Raw genomic sequence first — 20,555 nt, forward strand, 5'->3', positions numbered from 1 at the left:
AATACAAGATGCTTATGCACTCTTAAATTACTGTGGGATCTGTATCTGATCAATTGTTGTACCCAGCGCTCCGGCTGAACAATTATAGTCAACGGCCATAGTAATGACTCCTGTAGCAGGGTCGTACATGTTTGCTAAAATTCCTGCGCCACCGCTTACGTCTTGTCCGGTGTAAGAAGAATTCAGGCTGATATAAATCAATTCCGGGTCAGGCAAACCTACATTTGCCCAAGCAAGAGGTTGTTCACGCAGCCTTACTGTATTATCCTCGTTGACCTTAACAACTACAGAGTAGCTGTCATACGGAGTAACTACTCTGTACCAGTTCTGCCCATTGGCTTTCTGTACTTCGCAATATGTAGGTCCAAAATTACCACTGCTGTAAACTCCTTGTCCAAGCGATGTGTCCCAATTGGCTTCCGGCAAAACCGTTCCCGTGATACTTGTGATGTAATCTTGCGAGTAACTATCCACAGCCGATTCGTCTAAAGCTACGCTATAGGTATAAACCTCTTCAGCTTCTACTTCGGAAAAGGTAATATCAAAAGTGGCTGTAGCGGCACCTGCGGCAAAAGTTACACTGGCAGGTACTTGGAAGCAATCGTCCGTTTGCGGTAGAGTTTTCAAAGGTACGACAACCTCATTAGCTGTATTCTCGCGTGTTACAGTAACCGTCACTTTCTTTTCGTCCGTAGCCGATACAAAGGTTTCTTCACCATCTGTGGTAAAAGAAGCATAAATGCAATCTTCAGCCACCGGCAAGCCGGGGGTGTAATCCACATCCTCAGTACAAGCACTTGCTCCTAAAACCAGCACCGTACATATTACATAAATTATCTTTTTCATATTCATATTATCAATCTCTTTTTTCAATTTTTACTTATTGCAGTTCATACTTTCCACTCGGATCGGGGTTGTTATAACCACGCACAGCCTCATTACTATTTTCTTCGGTTTGCACAATCACGTAGTTCATCCAAGCAGGGCGAGTAGCAGTTACAAAACGGGTGGTAGATGACCAATTACTACCGCTGTAGGCTCGATTTACAGGACGGTTCAGTCGTTTGATGTCAAAGAAACTCAAACCTTCCCCCCATAACTCAATACTCTTCTGCGTAATAATCTCATCAATTACGTCTACATTTGTACAAGTATACGTGTAACCCTCAGCATCACTAGCAATACGGTAGTCGTTCATGAATTTTTCCAACAGTTGCTTACCATTTCCCGGAGCTACGTGTTCAGCTGCTTCAGCCTCGATAAAATACATCTCTTCAACACGCATTAAAGGATATGCCGTAGAGGCAGCCAAATTCACATCATCAGGATTACCTTCTCCCGGACGGAATTTCACAGATGCATATGCGGGCAAGAAATCACCGAAGTAACCATTCACAGTAGAAGTCAGAAAATCAGTCTTACCCTCCAATGGCGAACCCTTCGGAGCTTTCCACATGCGTTTACGAAAATCATTATCATCAGCCTTAGCATACAAACCTGCATCAATTAACGACCAAGGTGCACCACGCATACCACAATAACCGAAAGAAGTCTCATTACTCATCCATGACACCCAATTGATAATACCCGTCTGTACTACGTCGTTCTCTTTTACCACCTGTGAACCCAGCATCCAGCAATCAAGATCATTAAAACCTTTCGATGTACTTAAACATTCTTCTTCGGTCATAGGATATAAACCACGTTGTGCAGCCGCATTAATGGCCATTCGAGCATAATCACGTGCTTGAACATAATTGGCTACATTAGGCGTATCGTCAATATTCTGTCCTAACCAAAGATAGTAGCGAGCATACAAACCATAAACCACATCTAAGTGAGGCAGACAAGAAGATGATTCGGTTAGATTTCCAATATTTTCCTCAGCAGCCTGCAGATCACTTAAGATAAAAGCAGCCATCTCCTCGCGTGTAGCTCGGGGATTATTGTAACACTCTTCCTCTGTAGTTTCTTCTGTCACAATGGGTACAGTCAGGTTCGTTATGTCATTACCATACTGATCATCTTTGGGCACAGTGACATCCGTAGGCAGATACTCGTACAAACGAGCCAAATCCAAATAGAATAAAGCACGGTAAGCATGTGCAGCAGCAATATAGCCTTTCACTTCATCGCTAGCGGTTTCTAAAGGGAAGGCACCCAATAACTTATTGCAGTTCAGTACGCAACGATAATAATAGTTCCAAATTAACTGCGGATAGAGGTAAAGTTTACCTTGAGCTTGGTTTTCTTCCCATACCCAGAACTGATCGTAATTAGAATTATTAATAGGCATGTCACCAGTCTGTACATCGCGAATGTGCATCATTGAACCATAGCCAAAGTCAAAATGATAAGAATCGCCAAACACAGGAGTATTCAACTGAGCGTGCAAAGCCCACAGCATGGCTGATGCTGATTCGTCGGATGATGTCACCTGTTCTTCTGTAGCCCCGCTGGTAGGAAAGGTCTCCTCAATACAGCCAGTCATTAAGAAGGAGAATGCCATGCAGCCGACTGCCAAAACTTTTGTTATCTTTTTCATATATCTATATACTTCTTGGTTAATTAATAAATGAGGTTAGAAAGTCAGCGTCACACCACCAGACAGTGTACGCATCGGTGCATAGTAGGCAGATGTGGAATAACCGCTGATGCTTTGACGCGGATCTAATCCTTGACGCTTTGACCAAAGCCACAGATTCTCGCCTGCAAAATAGATGCGCACCTTGTCAATACCAGCCTTATTTGTCAAGCTAGTAGGCAGAGTATAACCGAAATTCAAATTCTGCAGACTCAGATAAGAAGCGCTGATCAAGAAACGATCAGAAGTAGAATTAGTGTACTGATCATTGTATTGCAGACGCGGAATATTCGTATTCGTATGTTCTGGTGTCCAAGCATTCAGCATATCAGCATGGAAATTACGTCCTCGGCTACCGCTGGAAGTTGTTCCCATCAGACTTGCATAATCACTATCATAAATCTGTCCTCCAATCTGATAATTGAAATCAACGCTTAAGTCAAAGCCTTTGTAAGTAAACGTTGTACCGAAACCTCCATAAGCATCGGGCAATGCCGTACCGCAATCATACAAACTAGCTTGCTCATATGCCGTAGTAGTTTTCTGGATAATATTACCATTTTCATCCTTGACATTCATATAATATAATGGCTGTCCATCCTCTGCTACCCCAGCATACTTCTGCAAACGGAAAGTATAGATAGGCAGTCCCTCGCCAAAGAACTGATTACTGCTACTGAATCCCCAATGTCCATCCAATTCCATTGTCTTACGTTCTTCCGGCAAATAAGTAATCTTATTCTTATAGTAAGTCAGATTAGCACGGATATCCCACACAAAATCATTGGTTTTAATAGGTGTAGCATTCAGTTCGATTTCCACACCTTGATTGCGCATATCACCCACATTAGCATAGTAAGTGCTATAACCAAATGATGGAGAAAGCGGGAAGCTAAAAAGCATATCTGTAGTCTTACGCATGAAATATTCGATACTACCATTTAAGCGAGTACCTAATAATTCAAATTCAACACCGGCGTTAAAGTTACCATTTGTTTCCCACGTAATACGTTCGTTACCCATCGCAGCAGGAACAGCAGCCGGATGACCGCCAGAATTTACGATATTATAAGTATTGACATACAGATAGTTTCCAATATTATCATTTCCTTGTTGGCCATAAGACGCTTTAATCTTCAGCAAATCAATCCAAGATACATTGAAGAAATCTTCTTTCGAAATAATCCAAGCGCCACCTGCTGACCAGAAATTTCCCCAACGGTGGTTTGGATGGAAACGACTGGAAGCATCGCGACGGTACGAACCTGAGAAGAAATACTTCTCATTGAAATCATATTGAACACGACCGAAATAACCTTCAGTGTTATAATCTGTAGTATATGAATTGTTACCGCTATCTGTAATTGCACCAGCTAATTCGTGATTGTTCGGATCGAACATATTTGTTTTGCTTGCATATAGATTATAATATTGAGAACGGTAAGATTCGTGACCCACCATCGCCTCTATATTATGCGAACCATATGAATGTTTCCAATTCAACAGCTGCTGGTGATTATAGGACAGCTGACGTGTATGATATTTATAGAGCATACCGTTTTGGCTAGCATACTGTCCGTAATATGGATTGGTATAAGCCGTCTGACGCGTTTCATCCAAATTTACACTACTAGTCCAAGTAAACTTGAAATCTTTTAAAAAGCGGATCTCAGCAAAGCCATTAGCTGTAATAGCATTACCTTCAGCATTGTTTTCGTCCAACATATTAGATGCATAAGCATTAGCATTCGACAAGAACGGACGTAACAAATATGTATTCTGATCAGCTTCAGTAAAACCGCTACCCCAGTCATACATCTTATAACCACGTGAATCGGTCATGATATTGCCCTGTCCGTCGCGCATATAGAAAGGATAGATTGGAGCAATGTAAGAAGCAATAGCAAAAACATTACCAGATGAGGAGGATGAACCATCTTCGCCCAGCGAATTAGAATTGAAATGCGTATACGCCATGTTAGCACCAACTTTCAGCCAATCTTTTACTTGATAATCGGCTTTCAAACGTCCTGTCAGACGCTCATAATCCGAATTTACCGTAATACCCTCATTGTCCAAATAGCTGATAGACGCATAGAATGACGATTTATCCGTACCTGCAGAAACATTCATGTTGTATTCCTGACGTAAACCGTGATTATACACTTCGTCCATCCAGTTGTCCGGACGCAACATCATATCCATACCACCATAGTGTACTACGTTACCTAAAGTAGCATTAGGATTCAATTTACCATTGCTACCAATAAGCAATTGTCCTTGAGGAACATTATAAATATTGTAGCCCAATGTGTAAGGATTGCTCGAAACAGGATCAATCATATTTTGAGCCGCAGATAAATGAGCATTAGCATCCGTCATACCCATCGCATTCACGAAATAATTTTTCAATGAACTGTAATAAACTTCATAATATTGGGCTGGATTTTTAATGACATTATAATCTTGTACACCCTTGGAGTTGGATCCCCACTTGGCATCAACCGTCACTGTAGCTTTTCCTGAATTACCTTTTTTGGTTGTAATAATAATCACACCATTGGCGCCACGAGCACCATACAAAGCATTGGAAGCAGCATCCTTCAGCACAGTCATCGATTCGATGTCTTGTGATGAAAGATTGTTCATATCACCGTCATAAGGTACACCATCCAAGATGACCAGTGGGTCATTTCCTGCGTTAATGGAGCTGATACCACGAATACGAATGGTAGGCGCTGTGGCTCCCGGCTGACCTGACGCATTATTCAACTGTACACCTGATACCTTACCGCTCAATGCATTGGCCACGTTACTGGTTTGAATTTTTCCAATTTCTTCAGAAGAAACTACACTGGCCGAACCTGTGAACGAAGACTTCTTGGCCGTACCATAAGCCACCACCATCACTTCATCCAGCATCTCCGTATTCGACTTCAATACGATCCGCATAGTAGGCTTAATTCCAACCTCTTGCGTCTCCATACCGATATACGAAATCTGCAGAGTCTTCGCGGAACTTGGTACGTTCGTCAATTCGAATTTACCATCTATATCGGTCACAATACCAATCTGTGTACCTTTCACCAATACAGACGCTCCAATAACTGGCTGCCCGTCTTCTTCCGAAATCACGACACCCGTGACTTTCTGAGTTTGGGCAGTTACTAAGCCTATTCCTACAAAAAGACAGGCCAATAACAGCATTAATTTTCTTTTCATAAATTCTCTCTTAAAGTTTAACTTTACATTAATTGTTTCTTTACTCTAACAAAATGCAAATATATTAATAAATATGAAACAGACAACTCTTTTATCAAAAAAACCTTGTAATTCTATCAATATGTTATCGAAAGCACCGCTTATATGTTTAATAACAGGTTTTGGCTGTTTAAAAAAGCTAAATGACGGGAGTGCCGCTATCACTATGATTTGATAAAATTCTCCTTTTAGCTCTTTGAACGAGGGATATTTAACATAAAATTGTTAAAGCATTCAAATCCTTCTGAACGATGGGAGCTTCATCAACAGATCGTTTCACATTGCCCCAGGTTTATTATACCGAGTGGCAGTCGTAATGACCACAGTGCATGAAGATGGTATTGATCGAAAGTCAGTGTTTTCCTTCTCTTTCTGACAGAATGAACCGATGTTTCGGCTTTTACCATTTTATCGTTCGAATACATTGTATTTATCATGACAATTTTGTTTTCTTGGTCGTACGGGCTGAGGAGATGAGATGTTCAACAGAGGATTTGTGCATCAAGATTGGGCTATTTGTCTTCCGATTGCAAGGGCAGTGTTTGTGAACAAGGTAGATTATCAATGTTTTAACGGCAACATTCTGTTTTCATCCGTACATTTCCCCGTCGATTTACGTCTATATGACATTAACCTAATAACAGTTTATGATGAATAAGATAACCTACAATCTGGTTTATAACCGGAAAAAATGCCTCAACAGGCGTGGGCAGGCATTAGTTCAGGTAGAAGCTTACCTGAAGGGAAAGAAAAAGTATTTTTCAACCAAGGTTTACTTGCGCCCTGATCAATGGGACAACACACGTCAGCTGGTCAGGAAGCACCCAAATGCAAACGAATTGAACAGAGCTATTCGTAGTTTTGTCATATCCATGGAGCAGAAAGAACTGGAGTTATGGAGGCAAGGCAGGGTTATCAGTCTCGATTTGTTGAAAGACGAGATATTGAACGAAGGGAATCAGACACTGTTCATTCCCTTCTTCAGACGTGAAGTGGAGTCCTCATCTTTGCGCGAGAGTACGAAGCACAATCATCGCTCCACACTCGTGCTGCTTCAGGATTTTCAGAAGGATGTCACGTTCGGTGAACTGACTTTTGAGTATATCACAGCCTTCGAAGCCTTCATGCGCAATAAAGGTTATCACATAAATACTATCGCCAAACACATGAAACATCTGAAACGATATATCAACGTGGCCATCAACAAAGGGTATCTGGAGATGAGTAAATATGCATTCCGGAAATATAAGATCCGCACCGTGGCCAGCACTCATGTCCATTTGTCGCCGGAAGAGTTGGAGCGACTGGAACGCCTTTCGTTGGACGGCAAAAACAGCAAGTATCAGACGACATTAGATGCTTTTCTTTTCTGCTGTTACGCCGGATTGCGTTATTCCGATTTTACAAATTTGACTTCCGACAACGTCCAATGCATAGCAGAAAAAGACTGGCTGGTCTATACTTCGGTCAAAACGAATACGGAAGTGCACCTGCCCTTGTATTTGCTGTTTAACGGGAAGGCTCTGGCTATTTTGCAAAAGTACAGTGCTGATCTGGACGATTTCTTCCGTTTGGGCAACAATTCTAATGTCAACAAGACGCTGACGGTACTGATGCAGTTGGCTGGTATATCCAAACATATTTCGTTCCACTCGGCCCGTCACACCAATGCCACCTTATTAATATATAAGGGAGTCAATATTACAACCGTACAGAAGTTGCTTGGGCACAAAAGTGTCCGAACTACGCAGATCTATACCGACGTTATGGATATGACGGTCATTCAAGATTTGGAACAACACCTGCCTGCCAAACCGAACACTGCGGAGAAGAGATGAATCAATCAAAGCAGCAGATGTATCCACCTGCCTTATGGAATACATCACAGATAAGGTACATCACAAGGATTACAGATATGAAGGCCATGCGTAAATTAATAAGTTGATAATCGGAGCTTTATGATGTTCATAGAGTAGAAAATCGGTAGAACATTGTGAACGGATGCCGCATTAGACGCCCATCAGGGCAGGAAGTCTTTAAGCTTTCCCAGTCAGTTACTGTGTTTGTAAATATCTGGTAATAAGAGGATTGTAAAAATGCAAGTTCCGCGAAAACTTTGCAGATTTCGTATATCGGTATGGAGACGCAAGAGGCAGAAATTAAACCTAGTATGCGTATCGTACTAAAGGCAAACACAGAAGTATTGGATGAAGTAATGGTGGTAGCTTACGGTACAGCTAAGAAGTCATCGTTTACTGGTTCAGCCAGTGTAGTAAGCGGTGAGAAAATTGCCAAGATGCAAACCTCAAATGTTTCTAAATCATTGGAAGGAGCAATGGCAGGTGTGCAAATTTCACAAAGTAGCGGACAGCCGGGTTCTTCAGCTAATATTTATGTACGTGGAATCGGTTCTATTTCCGCAGGAAAAGAAGCACTGATTGTCGTTGATGGTGTTCCATATGAAGGAAATCTGAACCAGATAGCTCCAAGCGATATAGAGTCCATGACAGTATTAAAAGATGCTGCTGCAAACTCTCTGTATGGTGCGCGTGGTGCTAATGGCGTTGTATTGATTACAACTAAAAAAGGTAAAAGTGGTAAAGTGAAAGTTACTTTCGAAAACCGTACAGGTGTAAATACACGTGGAATTCCCAGCTATGATATATTGACCTCACCGGCTGAGTACTATGAACTCTATTGGGAAGCGATTCGTAACAATGCGCATTTCAACCAAGGTATGTCTTATGCCCAAGCGGGGATTTTTGCTTCACAAAACTTAATTAAAGAATTAGGAGGATACAATAACTATAATGTATCAGATACAGAGCTGGTAAATCCTGTTACTGGACGGTTAAATTCCAGCGCCCGGCTGTTGTATCACGATGATTGGTTGGAAGAAGCTTTCCGCCCCGGTATGCGACAGGAAAATGTCGTTTCGCTTAGCGGTGGAACAGACAAGACTACGTATTACGCTTCATTGGGCTATCTGTACGACAATTCGTATACGGTAAACTCAGACATGAACCGTATCAATGCGCGTGTCAAAATAGACCAGGAAGTCAATAAATGGTTTAAAGCTGGATTCAACTTGGCATACAGTAATGTAAAAACAAACTCACCTAACGTCGGAAGTTCAAATTACTCATCCATTTTCTTCTTCGGACAGACCGTTGCACCGATTTATCCGGTCTACATGTACGACAGCGAAGGAAACAGAGTGTACGACACCCAGGGCAACGTGCGCTACGACTACGGTACGGAGATGGGTAAACGTCCGGTAGGTGCTAATGCTCACCCCATCGACCAGCAGCTGCATAACATCTATAAAGGTAGTACCGACGTCATCAACGCCAAGGCGTACGCCGAATTCTCGTTCTTGAAAGATTTCAAGTTGACTGTAAATGCCAGCATTGATAACTTCAACAGTCGTTCTGTCAGTTTCCAAACGCCCATAGGCGGTGATGCGCAGAACGTAAACGGACGTGGAACAACCGAAATGAGCCGCTATTTTGTAATCAACGCTAACCAGTTACTGAACTGGTCACATACTTATAATCAGGTACACAATGTAGAGGTATTATTGGGACACGAAACCAAACAGGACCGTAGCGAAAGCCTCTGGGCACAAAAAGAGAATTTCTTTGTACCTGATAATCCGGAACTTGATAATGCCGCCAAATTATCTGATGCCAGTTCGTCTGCAGCAGAATATGCATTGGAAGGTTACTTTGGTCAAGTAAAATATAACTTTGATGAGAAATACTATGTTTCAGGAAGTTTCCGTAGAGATGCCTCTTCACGTTTCCATCCAGACAATCGTTGGGGAAGTTTCTGGTCAGTAGGTGCTTCGTGGAGAATGAACAAAGAAGCGTTCATGGAGAGCCTGACTTGGATTAACGACTTGAAAGTGAAAGCCAGCTTCGGTACACAAGGAAACGATGCTATTGGTAATAACCAGCCTTATAAAGACCAATACATAGTTGTCAGCAATGACGGTGCCATTGGTACTCAATACGTATTCCGTGGAAATAAAGACATTACATGGGAGAAGAGTAACAACTTCAATGCTGGCGTGGAATTTAAATTATGGGACAGGCTCTCAGGTAACATTGAATACTTCAGCAAAACAACTTGGGATCTTCTGTATTACAAGCCACTTCCTCCTTCACAAGGTGTACCGAGCGGTATTTACGAAAATACCATGCGCATGCGTAACCAAGGTGTAGAAATCGAATTGAACTACGATATCTTCACTCACAATAATTTCAAATGGAATGTAGCCTTGAATGCTACCCACTACAAAAACAAACTTTTGGAATTGCCAGCTGACCGCCCGCAAGACGGATGGGCTACAGGAAACTATTTCCGTAAAGTTGGTAAACCTTTATACAATTACTACGATTACAAATATGCAGGAGTTGATCCTGAAAACGGAGACGCATTGTATTGGGCTGACGAAACAGATGAAAAAGGAAACGTAATCGGACAAAAAACAGTCAATAAAACGGAACTTGCAACCCGCTACGAACTGGGCAAGTCTCCAATACCTGATCTGTACGGCGGTTTCTCGACAACCATCGAAACATACGGATTCGATTTGAATGCAAACTTCGCTTACCAAATTGGTGGATGGGTATACGATTCACTCTACCAAGGCTTCATGGGAGCTGGATCTGCCGGAAAGAACTGGCACAAAGATATCTTTAATCGTTGGACTCCGGAAAACCGTTATACCGATGTTCCTCGTCTGCAGACCAACGACCTTAACCAAGGTTGTTCAGGTGACCGTGCTCTGACCAAGGCTTCTTACCTGAGCCTGCGTAACCTGACATTAGGTTATTCGCTTCCCAAGAATTGGTTGCAAAAAGTACATATTGAAAAGTTACGCTTGTATATTGTAGGCGATAACCTCTTCTTGTTGTCTGCACGTCGTGGATTCGATCCTCGTCAGAGTATTCTGGACGGACAGACCGGATACAACTATTCGGCCATGCGTACAGTATCATTCGGTATCAACTTAGAGTTTTAATAACAGATAAAAAGAAAAGTATATGAAATATTTTAGAAAGATTTTCCTTTTGGCTGCTGCATGTTCGCTTCTGACTGCATGTGGTGACGACTTTTTCGACACTGAAAATGCCGGAGTGGCCAGCAAAGACGAAATTGACGAAATCGGTTCGAGCAGCCCCGATGCACTGATCAAAGTGGTTGAGCCGTTAATGTTGGGCTTGAACAATTATACATATCAATATAATACGCAATTAAGCTCTAGCACAGTACACAACGATTTTGGCTTGATGAGTATCTACCACTTAGGCGATGTAATGAACGACGACCTCGCATTTGAAGTTGCAGGAAGCGGTTGGTTTACATTTGACTATCAGTTGGATTATTGGGGAGAACAATATGTACGTCCTTTCTTTTATTGGAACTTCTTCTATTCTATCATTAACAAAGCGAATGATATTATTTCGAAGATTTCAACTGACGTGCAAGATGCTGATTTAAAGGCATACAGAGGAGAAGCTTTGGTATATAGAGCATTCGCTCATGCTTACTTGGCACAGATGTACCAACAGACTTATGTAGGAAACGAAGAAGCCCCGGGCGTGCCCATTGTTTTGACTCCAGAAGAAGCAGCAGATGCGTATGCAGGCCGTGCTCCTCTGTCGAAAGTATATGCACAAGTAGAGAAAGACTTTAAAGCAGGTATGGAACTGTTGGCAGGTTGGAAACGCCCCAACAAAACCATGATTGATGAACAAGTAGCTGCTGGTTTGTACTCACGCGTATGTCTGGTTACAAACAACTGGGACGACGCCATTACGTATGCACGCAAAGCCCGTGCCGGATACAGCGTATACACTCCCCAAGAGTTGCTGGCAGACAATGCATTCAATAACATCGGTGCAAAGGAATGGATGTGGGGTGCCGACATTACATCGGAGACCTCTACAGCATTCGCTTCGTTCTTCTCATTCATGTGTTCCTATGATGCCGGATACGGTGGCGATGTAGGTCAGTACCGTAAGATTGATGCTCGCCTGTACGACTCCATGAATCCGACAGATGTTAGAAAAAAGCTCTTCAAACACACCAGCACGGGCGTTCAGTATACTCCGCAAGAGGCTGCATTCCCCGAATATACCAACATTAAATTCAAAAAGGTACCTAACTGGGAAGCCGACTACGTATACATGCGCGTGTCTGAAATGATATTGACCGAAGCAGAAGCACTTGCTCACAAAGGTGACTATACAGGTGCCGCACAAGTATTGAAGGAATTAATGTCACAAAGAGATCCTTCGTGGAAAGCAAATTCAGTTACAGCCGATGACGTATATCAGCAACGTCGTCTGGAATTGTGGGGTGAAGGTTTCTCACTGTTCGATCATCTGCGTCTGAAGAAAGGCATCGACCGAAACTATGAAGGCAGCAACCACCTTAAGAGTGCACAGTATACTATTGATGCCGGAAGTTGGTATTTCCTTTATCAGTTGCCGTTAAAAGAACTGGATAACAATGATGCCATTGATGCGTCCGAACAGAATCCCGCACCGACTGAAAGCAAATTCAAATAAAAGTATTACAGTTTATTATTTTTAGAAATCTGAGTATGAAAAAAATAAGAGCAATGATATTGGCAGCCAGCCTGCTTGCCATTAATACAGCTTGCGAAACCGATGCAACCCTTGATGAAACAAGGGTTGCGGAAGTTGCCGCACCAAGCATATCATTACAAAGTGTCACAGTGAATAAATACACTGCTTCATTCACAATCGATCTGAATGAAAAAGGAACGCCTGAAGCATATGAATGCGGAGTACTAATTAGTACAGAGGCACAGCCCGACCTGAACAACTCTACCATTGTTGCCGCTGATATGAGCGAAAGCCAGGCTACCATTCAAGCTACGTTGGCTCCTGGAACTACTTTTTACGCCTGTGCTTATGCACTTACAGCCAATCGTATAGTAACGTCTGATGTAAAGAGTTTTACTACAGAAAGTCATTACTTGGGCGATTTCCTAGGTAAGAAAACATTAAATGGCTATAACCTCAGTCTAGAAGGATCACCTGTAGTTCCAGTAAATGTAGAAATCGTAGCCGATGAACAGGATGAAAAAACAGCCTACCTTACAGGGTTATCATCCTTTGCTGGTGTGACATTACCATTAGAGCCTGTCAAAATGATATTCGACCTTGAGAATGGAACAGTTACAATCCCCGATAACCAGGTGATCAATGAACCTAATTATGGGCCTTATCAATATTGTATGATAGATCCCAATACTGGGCAATTATACTCTGGCGATAACGTAGGAAGTATTCAAGGTAAAACCATCAACTTTGAATCGCTGGTAGCCCTTATCGTTGAAGGAGGTAACGCCGGAGTGCCTCACTTTGCTTATGCATTTGTGACAATAGAATAATAATAGTTCTTATTTTCTGTAAAACAAAAGGGAATTTGCTATAGCCTAACTTACATCTGGATAGGTTGGCTATGCAAATTCCCTTTTCAACGTAGATACCGTGTGAATTCTTGTAAAAAGATTTAAGCTTACTGCAAACAAATGGAAAAGAGCCGAAATGCCCTTTGCTTTTAACATCAAAAAAAATACGAACAGTGTCTCATATCACTTGCACGGCTCGCGAGCGACACAAGCACGGCTCGTGAGCCACACTTGCAGGGCACGCGAGCAACGCTTGCCATACGCGCGGGAGTTGCAGGCAATACTCACGGGCTTTGCTTACCAAACCCGCGGACTTTGCAGGTAAAACCTGACAGCATTGTTTGTAAAACTCGACGGGATTGCTTGTCAGACTCGGCAGCATTGCTTGTTGGGCCGGCTAACTACCGATGTTATGCCGCTAAAGTAGGTGGTTACAAGCACCAAGTAGCACTTTAGTGGGTGAAGGATAGATACGCGGACGACGCGGAGGGGACGGACGAACAGATGAAAAGGAGAAAAGGAGAAATTGGGTTCACGCTTTCAACAAGGAAAATTAGTGCTGAAAATCAGACGGATGTGGTGAAAGATAAAGCTTCACGTTGATTCAATTAAAAATTAAAAATGAATTAAAATGAATAATTAAAATCCGCGTTCATCCGCTCATTCCGTGTAGTCCGCGTATCCACCTTTCACCACAAACGACTCATTATTAAAAGATTACGGTGAAACTTCACGTGGCAAACCGGTAATAACACCACAGATGACACGGATTAGCACGGATTAAACGTTTGGAGGGGTGCATGTGTATAAATTAATCTGTGAAATCAGTGTAATCCGTAGTGAAACAAAACTGAATAGCCGTGTCCTCCGTGGTTCAGTGACCGTTTACAAAGTTTTGATTTCCTCGACTGTGAGTCCGGTGATTTGGGCTATTGTTTCGATTGGAATGCCGGCAGCTTTCATGGCAGTAGCGTTTTTTAGACGCTCTTCCTTGGCACCTTCAGCTCTTCCTTCAGCTCTTCCTTCAGCTCTACCTTCGGCCAATCCTTCTTCTCTTCCTTCAGCCCTACCTTCGGCCCTTCCTTCGGCCCGTTCTGTCTGGATATTGTCCCGAAGGATGACGATATTGTCCAAGTGACGATAATAGGCTTTCAGTTCATCCTGACTCATGCGGTCCAGTTGCAACTGTTCCTTCACGGTGTCCAGGCCCGGTGCGGTGGCACCTTCCGGCACTTCGCCCGTGTTCAGGTAATAAATCCATTCTTCCAAAGGAGTTTTTGCAACGCGGTTGAAGTCGTTCACCTTCAGTATGTAGTACTCCGGATAGAGCTGGCTCACCTGATCGACCTTGAAAGTCTGACGCTGGAAGGGCGAAAGCTCCAACAGGTCTCCTTCGTGAATGCCACGGAACTCCGTCTTGCCATGATAGACAAAGTCCTTTCCGTGCCCTAACGAGAAATAGACGATGTTCACGCTATACACCTTGCGCACCTTTTCATATCCCTCGCCACGGTTGATATATTCCGTCACCAACTTCGACGTGCCGAACAGCATACGTTGGAAGTAAGCGTACTCGTTGTTGTTTTGCACTTCTATCAGGATCAGTTCGCCCCGTGAGTCCTCGGCAAGCATGTCCACACGGTTATACTTGTCATACTCATCCTCCTGGTTGCTTTCGCTTTCCAGCAACTTGCAGATTTTCACCTTATCTTCCAACAACGTGGTCAGCAGTCCTTCCAATACAGCATAATTGGCCTTATTGCGCAACAACCGCTTCATGGCCCAGTCGAAACGTATGTAATTTGCCATAGTCTTTCAAAATGAAGTTTATAACGCAAATAAACGAAGTTCTTGCTACATTTCCAAACATTGAAAAGAAATATTCGTGCGGCATGACGGGGGATATTCACCACGGATGACACGGATTAGTACGGATTAAACGTTGGAGGGTGTGCGTGTGTATAAATTAACTTAAGTTTCGCAAGTGCTCAACTTATTAGTTAACAAGGCTTCAGTTAACAAGTTTACAAGGCTGGAACTCCCTGTTTGATAAAGTGCCGCTTGAAACGGCTTGCTACAAACGCCTTGTTAACTCGTCAACTTGTTGCTTGTCAACTGCAACTTGAGCTTGCGAAAGTTGAGTAAATTAATCTGTGAAACTCTGTGTCCTCCGTGGTGACCCCCAAAAGCCCCCGCATTCTCCGTGGTGCTTGAAAAAGAAGTTGATTTTTGTTGATTATTTCTCGCCAAATACTTGACAAAGGACTTCCGATTTTGTATCTTTGGGGAACGGTTGACAAGTTGACGAGTTAACAAGTTGACGAGTTGACGAGTCAACAAGGGAACGGGGAAACTCGGGGTCTGTAACCGCGTCCCCCGTCCACTATCACTTAAACCCAAAATCGCTATGAATCTGATTACGAACCTGAAAAGCTGGTTCCTTCCGTGGAACACCGCACGCAAGGACAACACGACAAACGACACGACTAACACGAACGACACGATGACAGCTGCCTCTTCCGCTTCTGCCTACGAACAACTGTTCGCCGACCTGCAACACGTCTGCACCCGCCTGCCCGGAGGCGAAGTATTTATAGTGATGGGTGGCGGCGAGTTCAGCGTCCGCATGACATGGACGCCCGACGACCGTGCCAAGAACGAACAGAAACGCATGTTCAGCCTGAACGGTGGGAACGAAATCATTGAATGGGTGGATGCACAGCCCGACGAGACCGCCGAAGCACGCATCCTGACGATGGAACAACCGCCTGTCATTGAAGAGGATACGGTGAAAGATACGCTAAAAAACACACCAAAAGAAGATGTTGCCGCACCTGCTGAAGAATCTTCTGCCCAACCCGAAAAGCCCTCGCGCCAGCAACAGATGATGCAACGCCTGACGCGCTACCTGAAACTACACTACGCCTTCCGCTACAACCTGCTGACGGAACGTACGGAGTGCGCCCGCTTGGACACTACCAGCACAGCCGATCCGCACCACCTTATTTATACCCCCGTGGACAACCGCACGCTGAACGGCATCGCCCTCGACGCCATCAACAACGGCGTGGACTGTTGGGACCGGGACGTGAAACGCTACGTGGAGTCCGACCACGTGCAGGCCTACCATCCGTTCGACCTCTACTTCAAGCACCTCCCTGCATGGGACGGCACCGACCGCGTGACCGAACTGGCCAAACGGGTGTCCGACAGCGACCTTTGGACACGTGCTTTCCACCGCTGGATGCTGGCTGTCACCGCCCAGTGGACGGGCCGTGGCGGAGAGGGACGCCGTGCCAACAGTGTGGCACCGCTCTTAATCAGCACCGCACAAGGTTTGGGCAAATCTACCTTCTGCCGCCTGCTGCTCCCGTCCCAACTGCGCGACTACTTTACCGAAAGCTTCGACCTGACCAACGCCACGGCGGCGGAGAACAAACTGGCCTCGTACGGACTCATCAACCTGGATGAGTTCGACCGCCTGCCCGCCAGCCGGGTGCCCCAGCTGAAGAACCTGATGCAGATGGAAGCCTTGCGCGTACGCCGTGCCTACCGCCGCACGGCAGAGCCGCTGCCCCGCATCGCCTCCTTCATCGGCACCAGCAACCGCCGCGACCTGCTGACCGACCTTTCGGGCAGCCGTCGCTTTATCTGTGTGGAGGTGGAACACCCCATTGATTGCACCACGCCGGTGGATTATGAACAACTCTACGCCCAGCTGCTGCACGAGTTGGAGAACGGCGAACGCTGCTGGTTCAGCAAGGAAGAGGAAAACGAGATTCAGCAAGCCAATCGCCCGTTCTACCGCGTTACACCCGCCGAAGAACTGGTCAGCTCGTGCTTCCGCTTCGCCGAGCCGGGCGAGCAGGGTGCAAGATTAATGTCGGCGGCGGATATTTATACAACTGTGAAGAAGAAGAATCCTGCTGCTCTGAAGGACTGTTCGTGTACGTCGTTCGCCCGCCTGCTGGCGCAGTTGGGGCGCAGGGTGCATACGAAGTATGGGAACGGGTATTGGGTAAAAACGGTGGAATAAGCTATAAACACCTGTATCTCACACGAGACAAACAAGTACCTTACTGAGTAATACCCGGTATACCTTCCTTCAGTATCTCGACCAGAATCGGTTTCGCACCACCCACGAAACACTCAACGGCGATTACCATCAGAATCAGACCCATCAGACGCATCATCACGTTGTTGCCCGTCTCGCCCAGCACATTTACCAAGCGGGTAGAAGCACGCAGGATAAAGAATGTAAGCAGATAGATGAAGGCAATCATGCCTATCAACACTCCCTTCATGGCAAAGGTGTTGGCATCCTGCATCAGCACAATAGCATTGGCAATGGCACCCGGTCCGCAAAGCATGGGGATGCCAAGCGGCGTAATGGAGATGTCGTCGGCATAGGTTTTGATTTCCTCGTCCTTCAGCTTCATCGGCGTATAGCGTGCCTGCAGCATGTCGTAACCTATCTTAAAGATGATGACTCCGCCGGCTATACGGAAACCGTTGGTCGAGATACCGAAGAACTTGAAGAGAAACTGGCCCGCGAAAGTAAATACCATGATGGTGATGAATGCCACCAGCGTAGCACGCGAAACAACTGAACGGCGTTCACGCTCCGTCATACCCTGAGTCATGGTCAGAAACACAGGCATGGTGCCGAGCGGATTGGTCAGTGTGAAAAAAGACGTAAAGCAAAGCAATGCAAAAGGAATAAGGGTTTCCATAATACAGAAATTTAAGCATAGTATTGAATACACAAAAATACGACTAAATCTGACATGTGCTACAAGATTCCGAGCAAATCTTTCAAATCGGTTATCCGATAAGTAGGCCTAAAAGGAAGAGGGCTGTTGCCTGAGACGTTGTAGAACACCTGATGCATGCCCACACCGGCAGCTCCAGCCACGTCGTTCTCCCAACTGTCGCCTATCATCAGCGACTCGCCCAACTGCGACTGGGTGGCCGAAAGAGCAAAATGGAAGATGGCAGCACGGGGTTTCAGCACGCCGATATCATCGGACAGGACTACCTTTTTGAAGTAACGGTCGATACCGGCCGAACGCATCTTGCGGCATTGCAACTCCTGAAAACCATTGGACAGGATGTACAGGTTGTAGCGTGGATGCAGGTATTCGAGCACCTCGCGCGCATGCGGCATCAGTCCACTCTTGGTAGGTATCAGGGTAAAGAAATCGTCCGTAAAGGCTTTTGCCAACTCGGCATCGCCCGCACCGACAGCTTCGAGCGGATAAAGAAAGCGCTGACGGTTCAGTTCGTCCTTGGTCAGCTGCCCGCGCCCGTATGCAGCCCACAGCTCCAGGTTGTGCTGCTGGTAGAGCGTATAGTAATGTTGGAAGGAATGGAAAAAACGGTCGTAACGATACTTGTCGTACAATTCCTCGAACGTATCGCGGGCATTCTGCGTGAAAGCCCACAACGTATCATCAAGGTCGAAGAACAGATTCTTATATGCCATGCGTATATGGATTGAAACAGGAAAAGGTTCAGGCAGAAGAGTTCAGTCATAAGAGGGTTAAAGCCTGTACGTCTCAAAAAAACGGGCTGCACACAGTGCAGACGGAACAGTCGAAGTGTTCCGCTGCAATCCGTACAGCCCGTACCCGAAATTAATAGAATAAAATTAGACTTATTTTACCTGAATAACGAGGTACTTGGATACGCTCCAGAAATCTTTCGGATTGGTAATCTTCAGAATCAGCTGGCCTTTGTTGTCCTTGTCGAGCGCATACGAGCCAGCAGGATGCGTAGTCAGAATTTCGGCATCTTTCGAATAAAGCTTGATTTCCTTCGTCGTACGGATGTCTACCTGAGTGAAGTAGTCCTTGTTGACATCGGCATCCTGCATTACCTCACCTTTCTTAAACAGACCTGTATTGGACAGAATCTTCTGGTCCTTCAGCTCTTTCTTCGTTCCGAAAACAAACCAAGCGGTGTTCAGAGCCTTGTCTTGTTCGGCCACGGTCTTCGCCTTGGCTTCGTTCTCAGTGGTCAGTTCTTCCTTGGCAGCCGTCAGATCAGATACGGCGGCATCCAGTTCCTGTATGCGGATGTTCTTCGAAGCCAGTTCGGCCTGCAATTCTTCGATGCGTTGCGTTTTTACAACCAGCTCCTGAGTCAGCGATTCAACAGCTTTCTTCAACTGAGCCGAGTTGTTCTTACTGTTCTTCAGCATTGCCTGCAATTTAGCAATCTGTTCCTTGTTTTCTTCCATCTGCTTGCGGATGAATTCGATGTCGGAAGCAATCTGTTCCTTAGCACTCAGCGAGCCTTCGGCAACGGCTCCACGCTGCAAATCCACCCGGTTTTCAGCCGCATTGATCTGACGGAATCCTTCCGAAATTTCGTTGAATGTTCCCATCATCTCGTCCAGCTCGGTATTGCGCTGGTTCAGCTCCATCAAGAGCGAATCGTTTTCGGCCTGCAAACGGTCGTTGTTCCCTCCCGAAAAATTGTTGCACGATACCAACGCAGCCGTGCATGCCACTAATACTGCAAACTTTTTCATACGTTTTTCCTTTCCTTACGTTTGAATTAATAAAAGTGTTTATTTATCGTCTATTCCTGCTACTACAATTACTATTTCACCACGGGGTTCATTGGCCGTGAAGTGTTCTATCAGTTCGCCCAAAGTGCCCCGCACGGTTTCTTCGTGCACTTTCGATATTTCTCTCGACACGGATGCCTGCCGCTCGGTTCCAAAGAACTCGGCAAACTGGGTCAAAGCCTTCAGCAAACGATAGGGCGACTCGTAGAACACCATCGTGCGTGGTTCCTCGGCCAATGCTTTCAAGCGAGTCATCCGTCCTTTCTTCTGTGGCAAAAAACCCTCGAAGCAGAACTTCTCATTGGGTAATCCCGAAGCCACCAGAGCCGGCACGAAAGCCGTCGCCCCAGGCAGGCATTGCACCTCGATACCTGCACGCACGCATTCGCGTACCAGCAGGAAGCCCGGATCGGAAATGCCCGGCGTACCTGCATCGGATATCAAAGCTACAGTTTCGCCCCCCCTTATTCTATTAACAACACTTTCCACCGTTTTATGTTCATTGAACTTGTGGTGAGATTGCATGGCGTTCTTAATTTCGAAGTGTTTCAGCAAAATGCCTGAGGTCCGAGTGTCCTCGGCCAGCACCAGATCGGCTTCTTTCAATATGCGAATGGCGCGGAAGGTCATGTCCTCCAGATTTCCTACAGGGGTAGGCACTACATACAGTTTTCCCATATCTT

The 20,555-nt window shown here is 45.1% G+C and carries 12 protein-coding genes and 1 pseudogene; 5 read left to right on the forward strand and 8 right to left on the reverse strand.

Features of this window, described 5'->3' with window-relative positions; all coding sequences use genetic code 11:
- Positions 1–27: 27 nt before the first annotated feature.
- Genes Q3C19_RS11470 through Q3C19_RS11480 form a run of 3 tightly spaced genes read right to left on the reverse strand, consistent with a single transcriptional unit; the run spans position 28 to position 5,806 of the window.
- Positions 28–846 (reverse strand): hypothetical protein, encoded by an 819-nt coding sequence (locus tag Q3C19_RS11470; RefSeq protein WP_302729422.1) that lies wholly within the window; start codon positions 844–846, stop codon positions 28–30.
- A gap of 34 nt (positions 847–880) precedes the next feature.
- Positions 881–2,545: a RagB/SusD family nutrient uptake outer membrane protein gene (locus Q3C19_RS11475; RefSeq protein ID WP_302729424.1), complete on the reverse strand. Its 1,665-nt coding sequence runs from the start codon at positions 2,543–2,545 to the stop codon at positions 881–883.
- A 36-nt stretch (positions 2,546–2,581) separates the two neighbouring features.
- Positions 2,582–5,806 carry a TonB-dependent receptor gene (locus tag Q3C19_RS11480; RefSeq protein ID WP_302729426.1) on the reverse strand — a complete coding sequence of 1,075 codons (3,225 nt, stop codon included), beginning with the start codon at positions 5,804–5,806 and terminating at the stop codon, positions 2,582–2,584.
- Positions 5,807–6,495: 689 nt separating this feature from the next.
- On the opposite strand from Q3C19_RS11480, the gene Q3C19_RS11485 reads away from it, so the two are divergent.
- The 4 genes and pseudogenes from Q3C19_RS11485 to Q3C19_RS11500 all read left to right on the forward strand — a co-directional run bounded on the left by Q3C19_RS11485 (position 6,496) and on the right by Q3C19_RS11500 (position 13,277).
- Positions 6,496–7,683, forward strand: coding sequence for a site-specific integrase (locus Q3C19_RS11485; RefSeq protein WP_302729451.1), 1,188 nt, complete (start codon positions 6,496–6,498; stop codon positions 7,681–7,683).
- A 272-nt stretch (positions 7,684–7,955) separates the two neighbouring features.
- A pseudogene (locus Q3C19_RS11490) lies at positions 7,956–10,874 on the forward strand (SusC/RagA family TonB-linked outer membrane protein); the annotation flags it as partial.
- Positions 10,875–10,896: 22 nt separating this feature from the next.
- A complete protein-coding gene (locus Q3C19_RS11495) occupies positions 10,897–12,426 on the forward strand; it encodes a RagB/SusD family nutrient uptake outer membrane protein (RefSeq protein ID WP_302729428.1) in 1,530 nt (509 codons plus the stop codon).
- 35 nt (positions 12,427–12,461) lie between these two features.
- Positions 12,462–13,277: a hypothetical protein gene (locus tag Q3C19_RS11500; RefSeq protein WP_302729430.1), complete on the forward strand. Its 816-nt coding sequence runs from the start codon at positions 12,462–12,464 to the stop codon at positions 13,275–13,277.
- 906 nt (positions 13,278–14,183) lie between these two features.
- Here Q3C19_RS11500 and Q3C19_RS11505 read toward each other — a convergent pair.
- Positions 14,184–15,107: a PD-(D/E)XK nuclease family transposase gene (locus Q3C19_RS11505; protein ID WP_277120861.1), complete on the reverse strand. Its 924-nt coding sequence runs from the start codon at positions 15,105–15,107 to the stop codon at positions 14,184–14,186.
- A 598-nt stretch (positions 15,108–15,705) separates the two neighbouring features.
- On the opposite strand from Q3C19_RS11505, the gene Q3C19_RS11510 reads away from it, so the two are divergent.
- Positions 15,706–17,334 (forward strand): VapE domain-containing protein, encoded by a 1,629-nt coding sequence (locus Q3C19_RS11510; RefSeq protein ID WP_302729432.1) that lies wholly within the window; start codon positions 15,706–15,708, stop codon positions 17,332–17,334.
- 40 nt (positions 17,335–17,374) lie between these two features.
- On the opposite strand, the gene Q3C19_RS11515 is transcribed toward Q3C19_RS11510, so the two are convergent.
- The 4 genes from Q3C19_RS11515 to rsmI all read right to left on the reverse strand — a co-directional run bounded on the left by Q3C19_RS11515 (position 17,375) and on the right by rsmI (position 20,550).
- A complete protein-coding gene (locus Q3C19_RS11515; RefSeq protein WP_277122923.1) occupies positions 17,375–18,031 on the reverse strand; it encodes a MarC family protein in 657 nt (218 codons plus the stop codon).
- Between the two features lie 59 nt (positions 18,032–18,090).
- Positions 18,091–18,783 (reverse strand): YjjG family noncanonical pyrimidine nucleotidase, encoded by a 693-nt coding sequence (locus Q3C19_RS11520; protein WP_302729435.1) that lies wholly within the window; start codon positions 18,781–18,783, stop codon positions 18,091–18,093.
- 171 nt (positions 18,784–18,954) lie between these two features.
- Positions 18,955–19,833 carry a hypothetical protein gene (locus Q3C19_RS11525; RefSeq protein ID WP_302729437.1) on the reverse strand — a complete coding sequence of 293 codons (879 nt, stop codon included), beginning with the start codon at positions 19,831–19,833 and terminating at the stop codon, positions 18,955–18,957.
- 39 nt (positions 19,834–19,872) lie between these two features.
- A complete protein-coding gene (gene rsmI / locus Q3C19_RS11530; RefSeq protein ID WP_022161620.1) occupies positions 19,873–20,550 on the reverse strand; it encodes a 16S rRNA (cytidine(1402)-2'-O)-methyltransferase in 678 nt (225 codons plus the stop codon).
- Positions 20,551–20,555: the final 5 nt, after the last annotated feature.

Source organism: Bacteroides sp. ET489, assembly GCF_030518095.1.
Classification (GTDB): Bacteria; Bacteroidota; Bacteroidia; order Bacteroidales; family Bacteroidaceae; genus Bacteroides; species Bacteroides ndongoniae.

What these genes read in the sequence shown, in the direction of transcription:
- Q3C19_RS11470 (WP_302729422.1), bottom strand. Translation starts at nt 846, where the DNA reads ATGAAAAAGATAATTTATGTAATATGTACGGTGCTGGTTTTAGGAGCA.
- Q3C19_RS11475 (WP_302729424.1), bottom strand. Translation starts at nt 2,545, where the DNA reads ATGAAAAAGATAACAAAAGTTTTGGCAGTCGGCTGCATGGCATTCTCC.
- Q3C19_RS11480 (WP_302729426.1), bottom strand. Translation starts at nt 5,806, where the DNA reads ATGAAAAGAAAATTAATGCTGTTATTGGCCTGTCTTTTTGTAGGAATA.
- Q3C19_RS11485 (WP_302729451.1), top strand. Translation starts at nt 6,496, where the DNA reads ATGAATAAGATAACCTACAATCTGGTTTATAACCGGAAAAAATGCCTC.
- Q3C19_RS11495 (WP_302729428.1), top strand. Translation starts at nt 10,897, where the DNA reads ATGAAATATTTTAGAAAGATTTTCCTTTTGGCTGCTGCATGTTCGCTT.
- Q3C19_RS11500 (WP_302729430.1), top strand. Translation starts at nt 12,462, where the DNA reads ATGAAAAAAATAAGAGCAATGATATTGGCAGCCAGCCTGCTTGCCATT.
- Q3C19_RS11505 (WP_277120861.1), bottom strand. Translation starts at nt 15,107, where the DNA reads ATGGCAAATTACATACGTTTCGACTGGGCCATGAAGCGGTTGTTGCGC.
- Q3C19_RS11510 (WP_302729432.1), top strand. Translation starts at nt 15,706, where the DNA reads ATGAATCTGATTACGAACCTGAAAAGCTGGTTCCTTCCGTGGAACACC.
- Q3C19_RS11515 (WP_277122923.1), bottom strand. Translation starts at nt 18,031, where the DNA reads ATGGAAACCCTTATTCCTTTTGCATTGCTTTGCTTTACGTCTTTTTTC.
- Q3C19_RS11520 (WP_302729435.1), bottom strand. Translation starts at nt 18,783, where the DNA reads ATGGCATATAAGAATCTGTTCTTCGACCTTGATGATACGTTGTGGGCT.
- Q3C19_RS11525 (WP_302729437.1), bottom strand. Translation starts at nt 19,833, where the DNA reads ATGAAAAAGTTTGCAGTATTAGTGGCATGCACGGCTGCGTTGGTATCG.
- rsmI (WP_022161620.1), bottom strand. Translation starts at nt 20,550, where the DNA reads ATGGGAAAACTGTATGTAGTGCCTACCCCTGTAGGAAATCTGGAGGAC.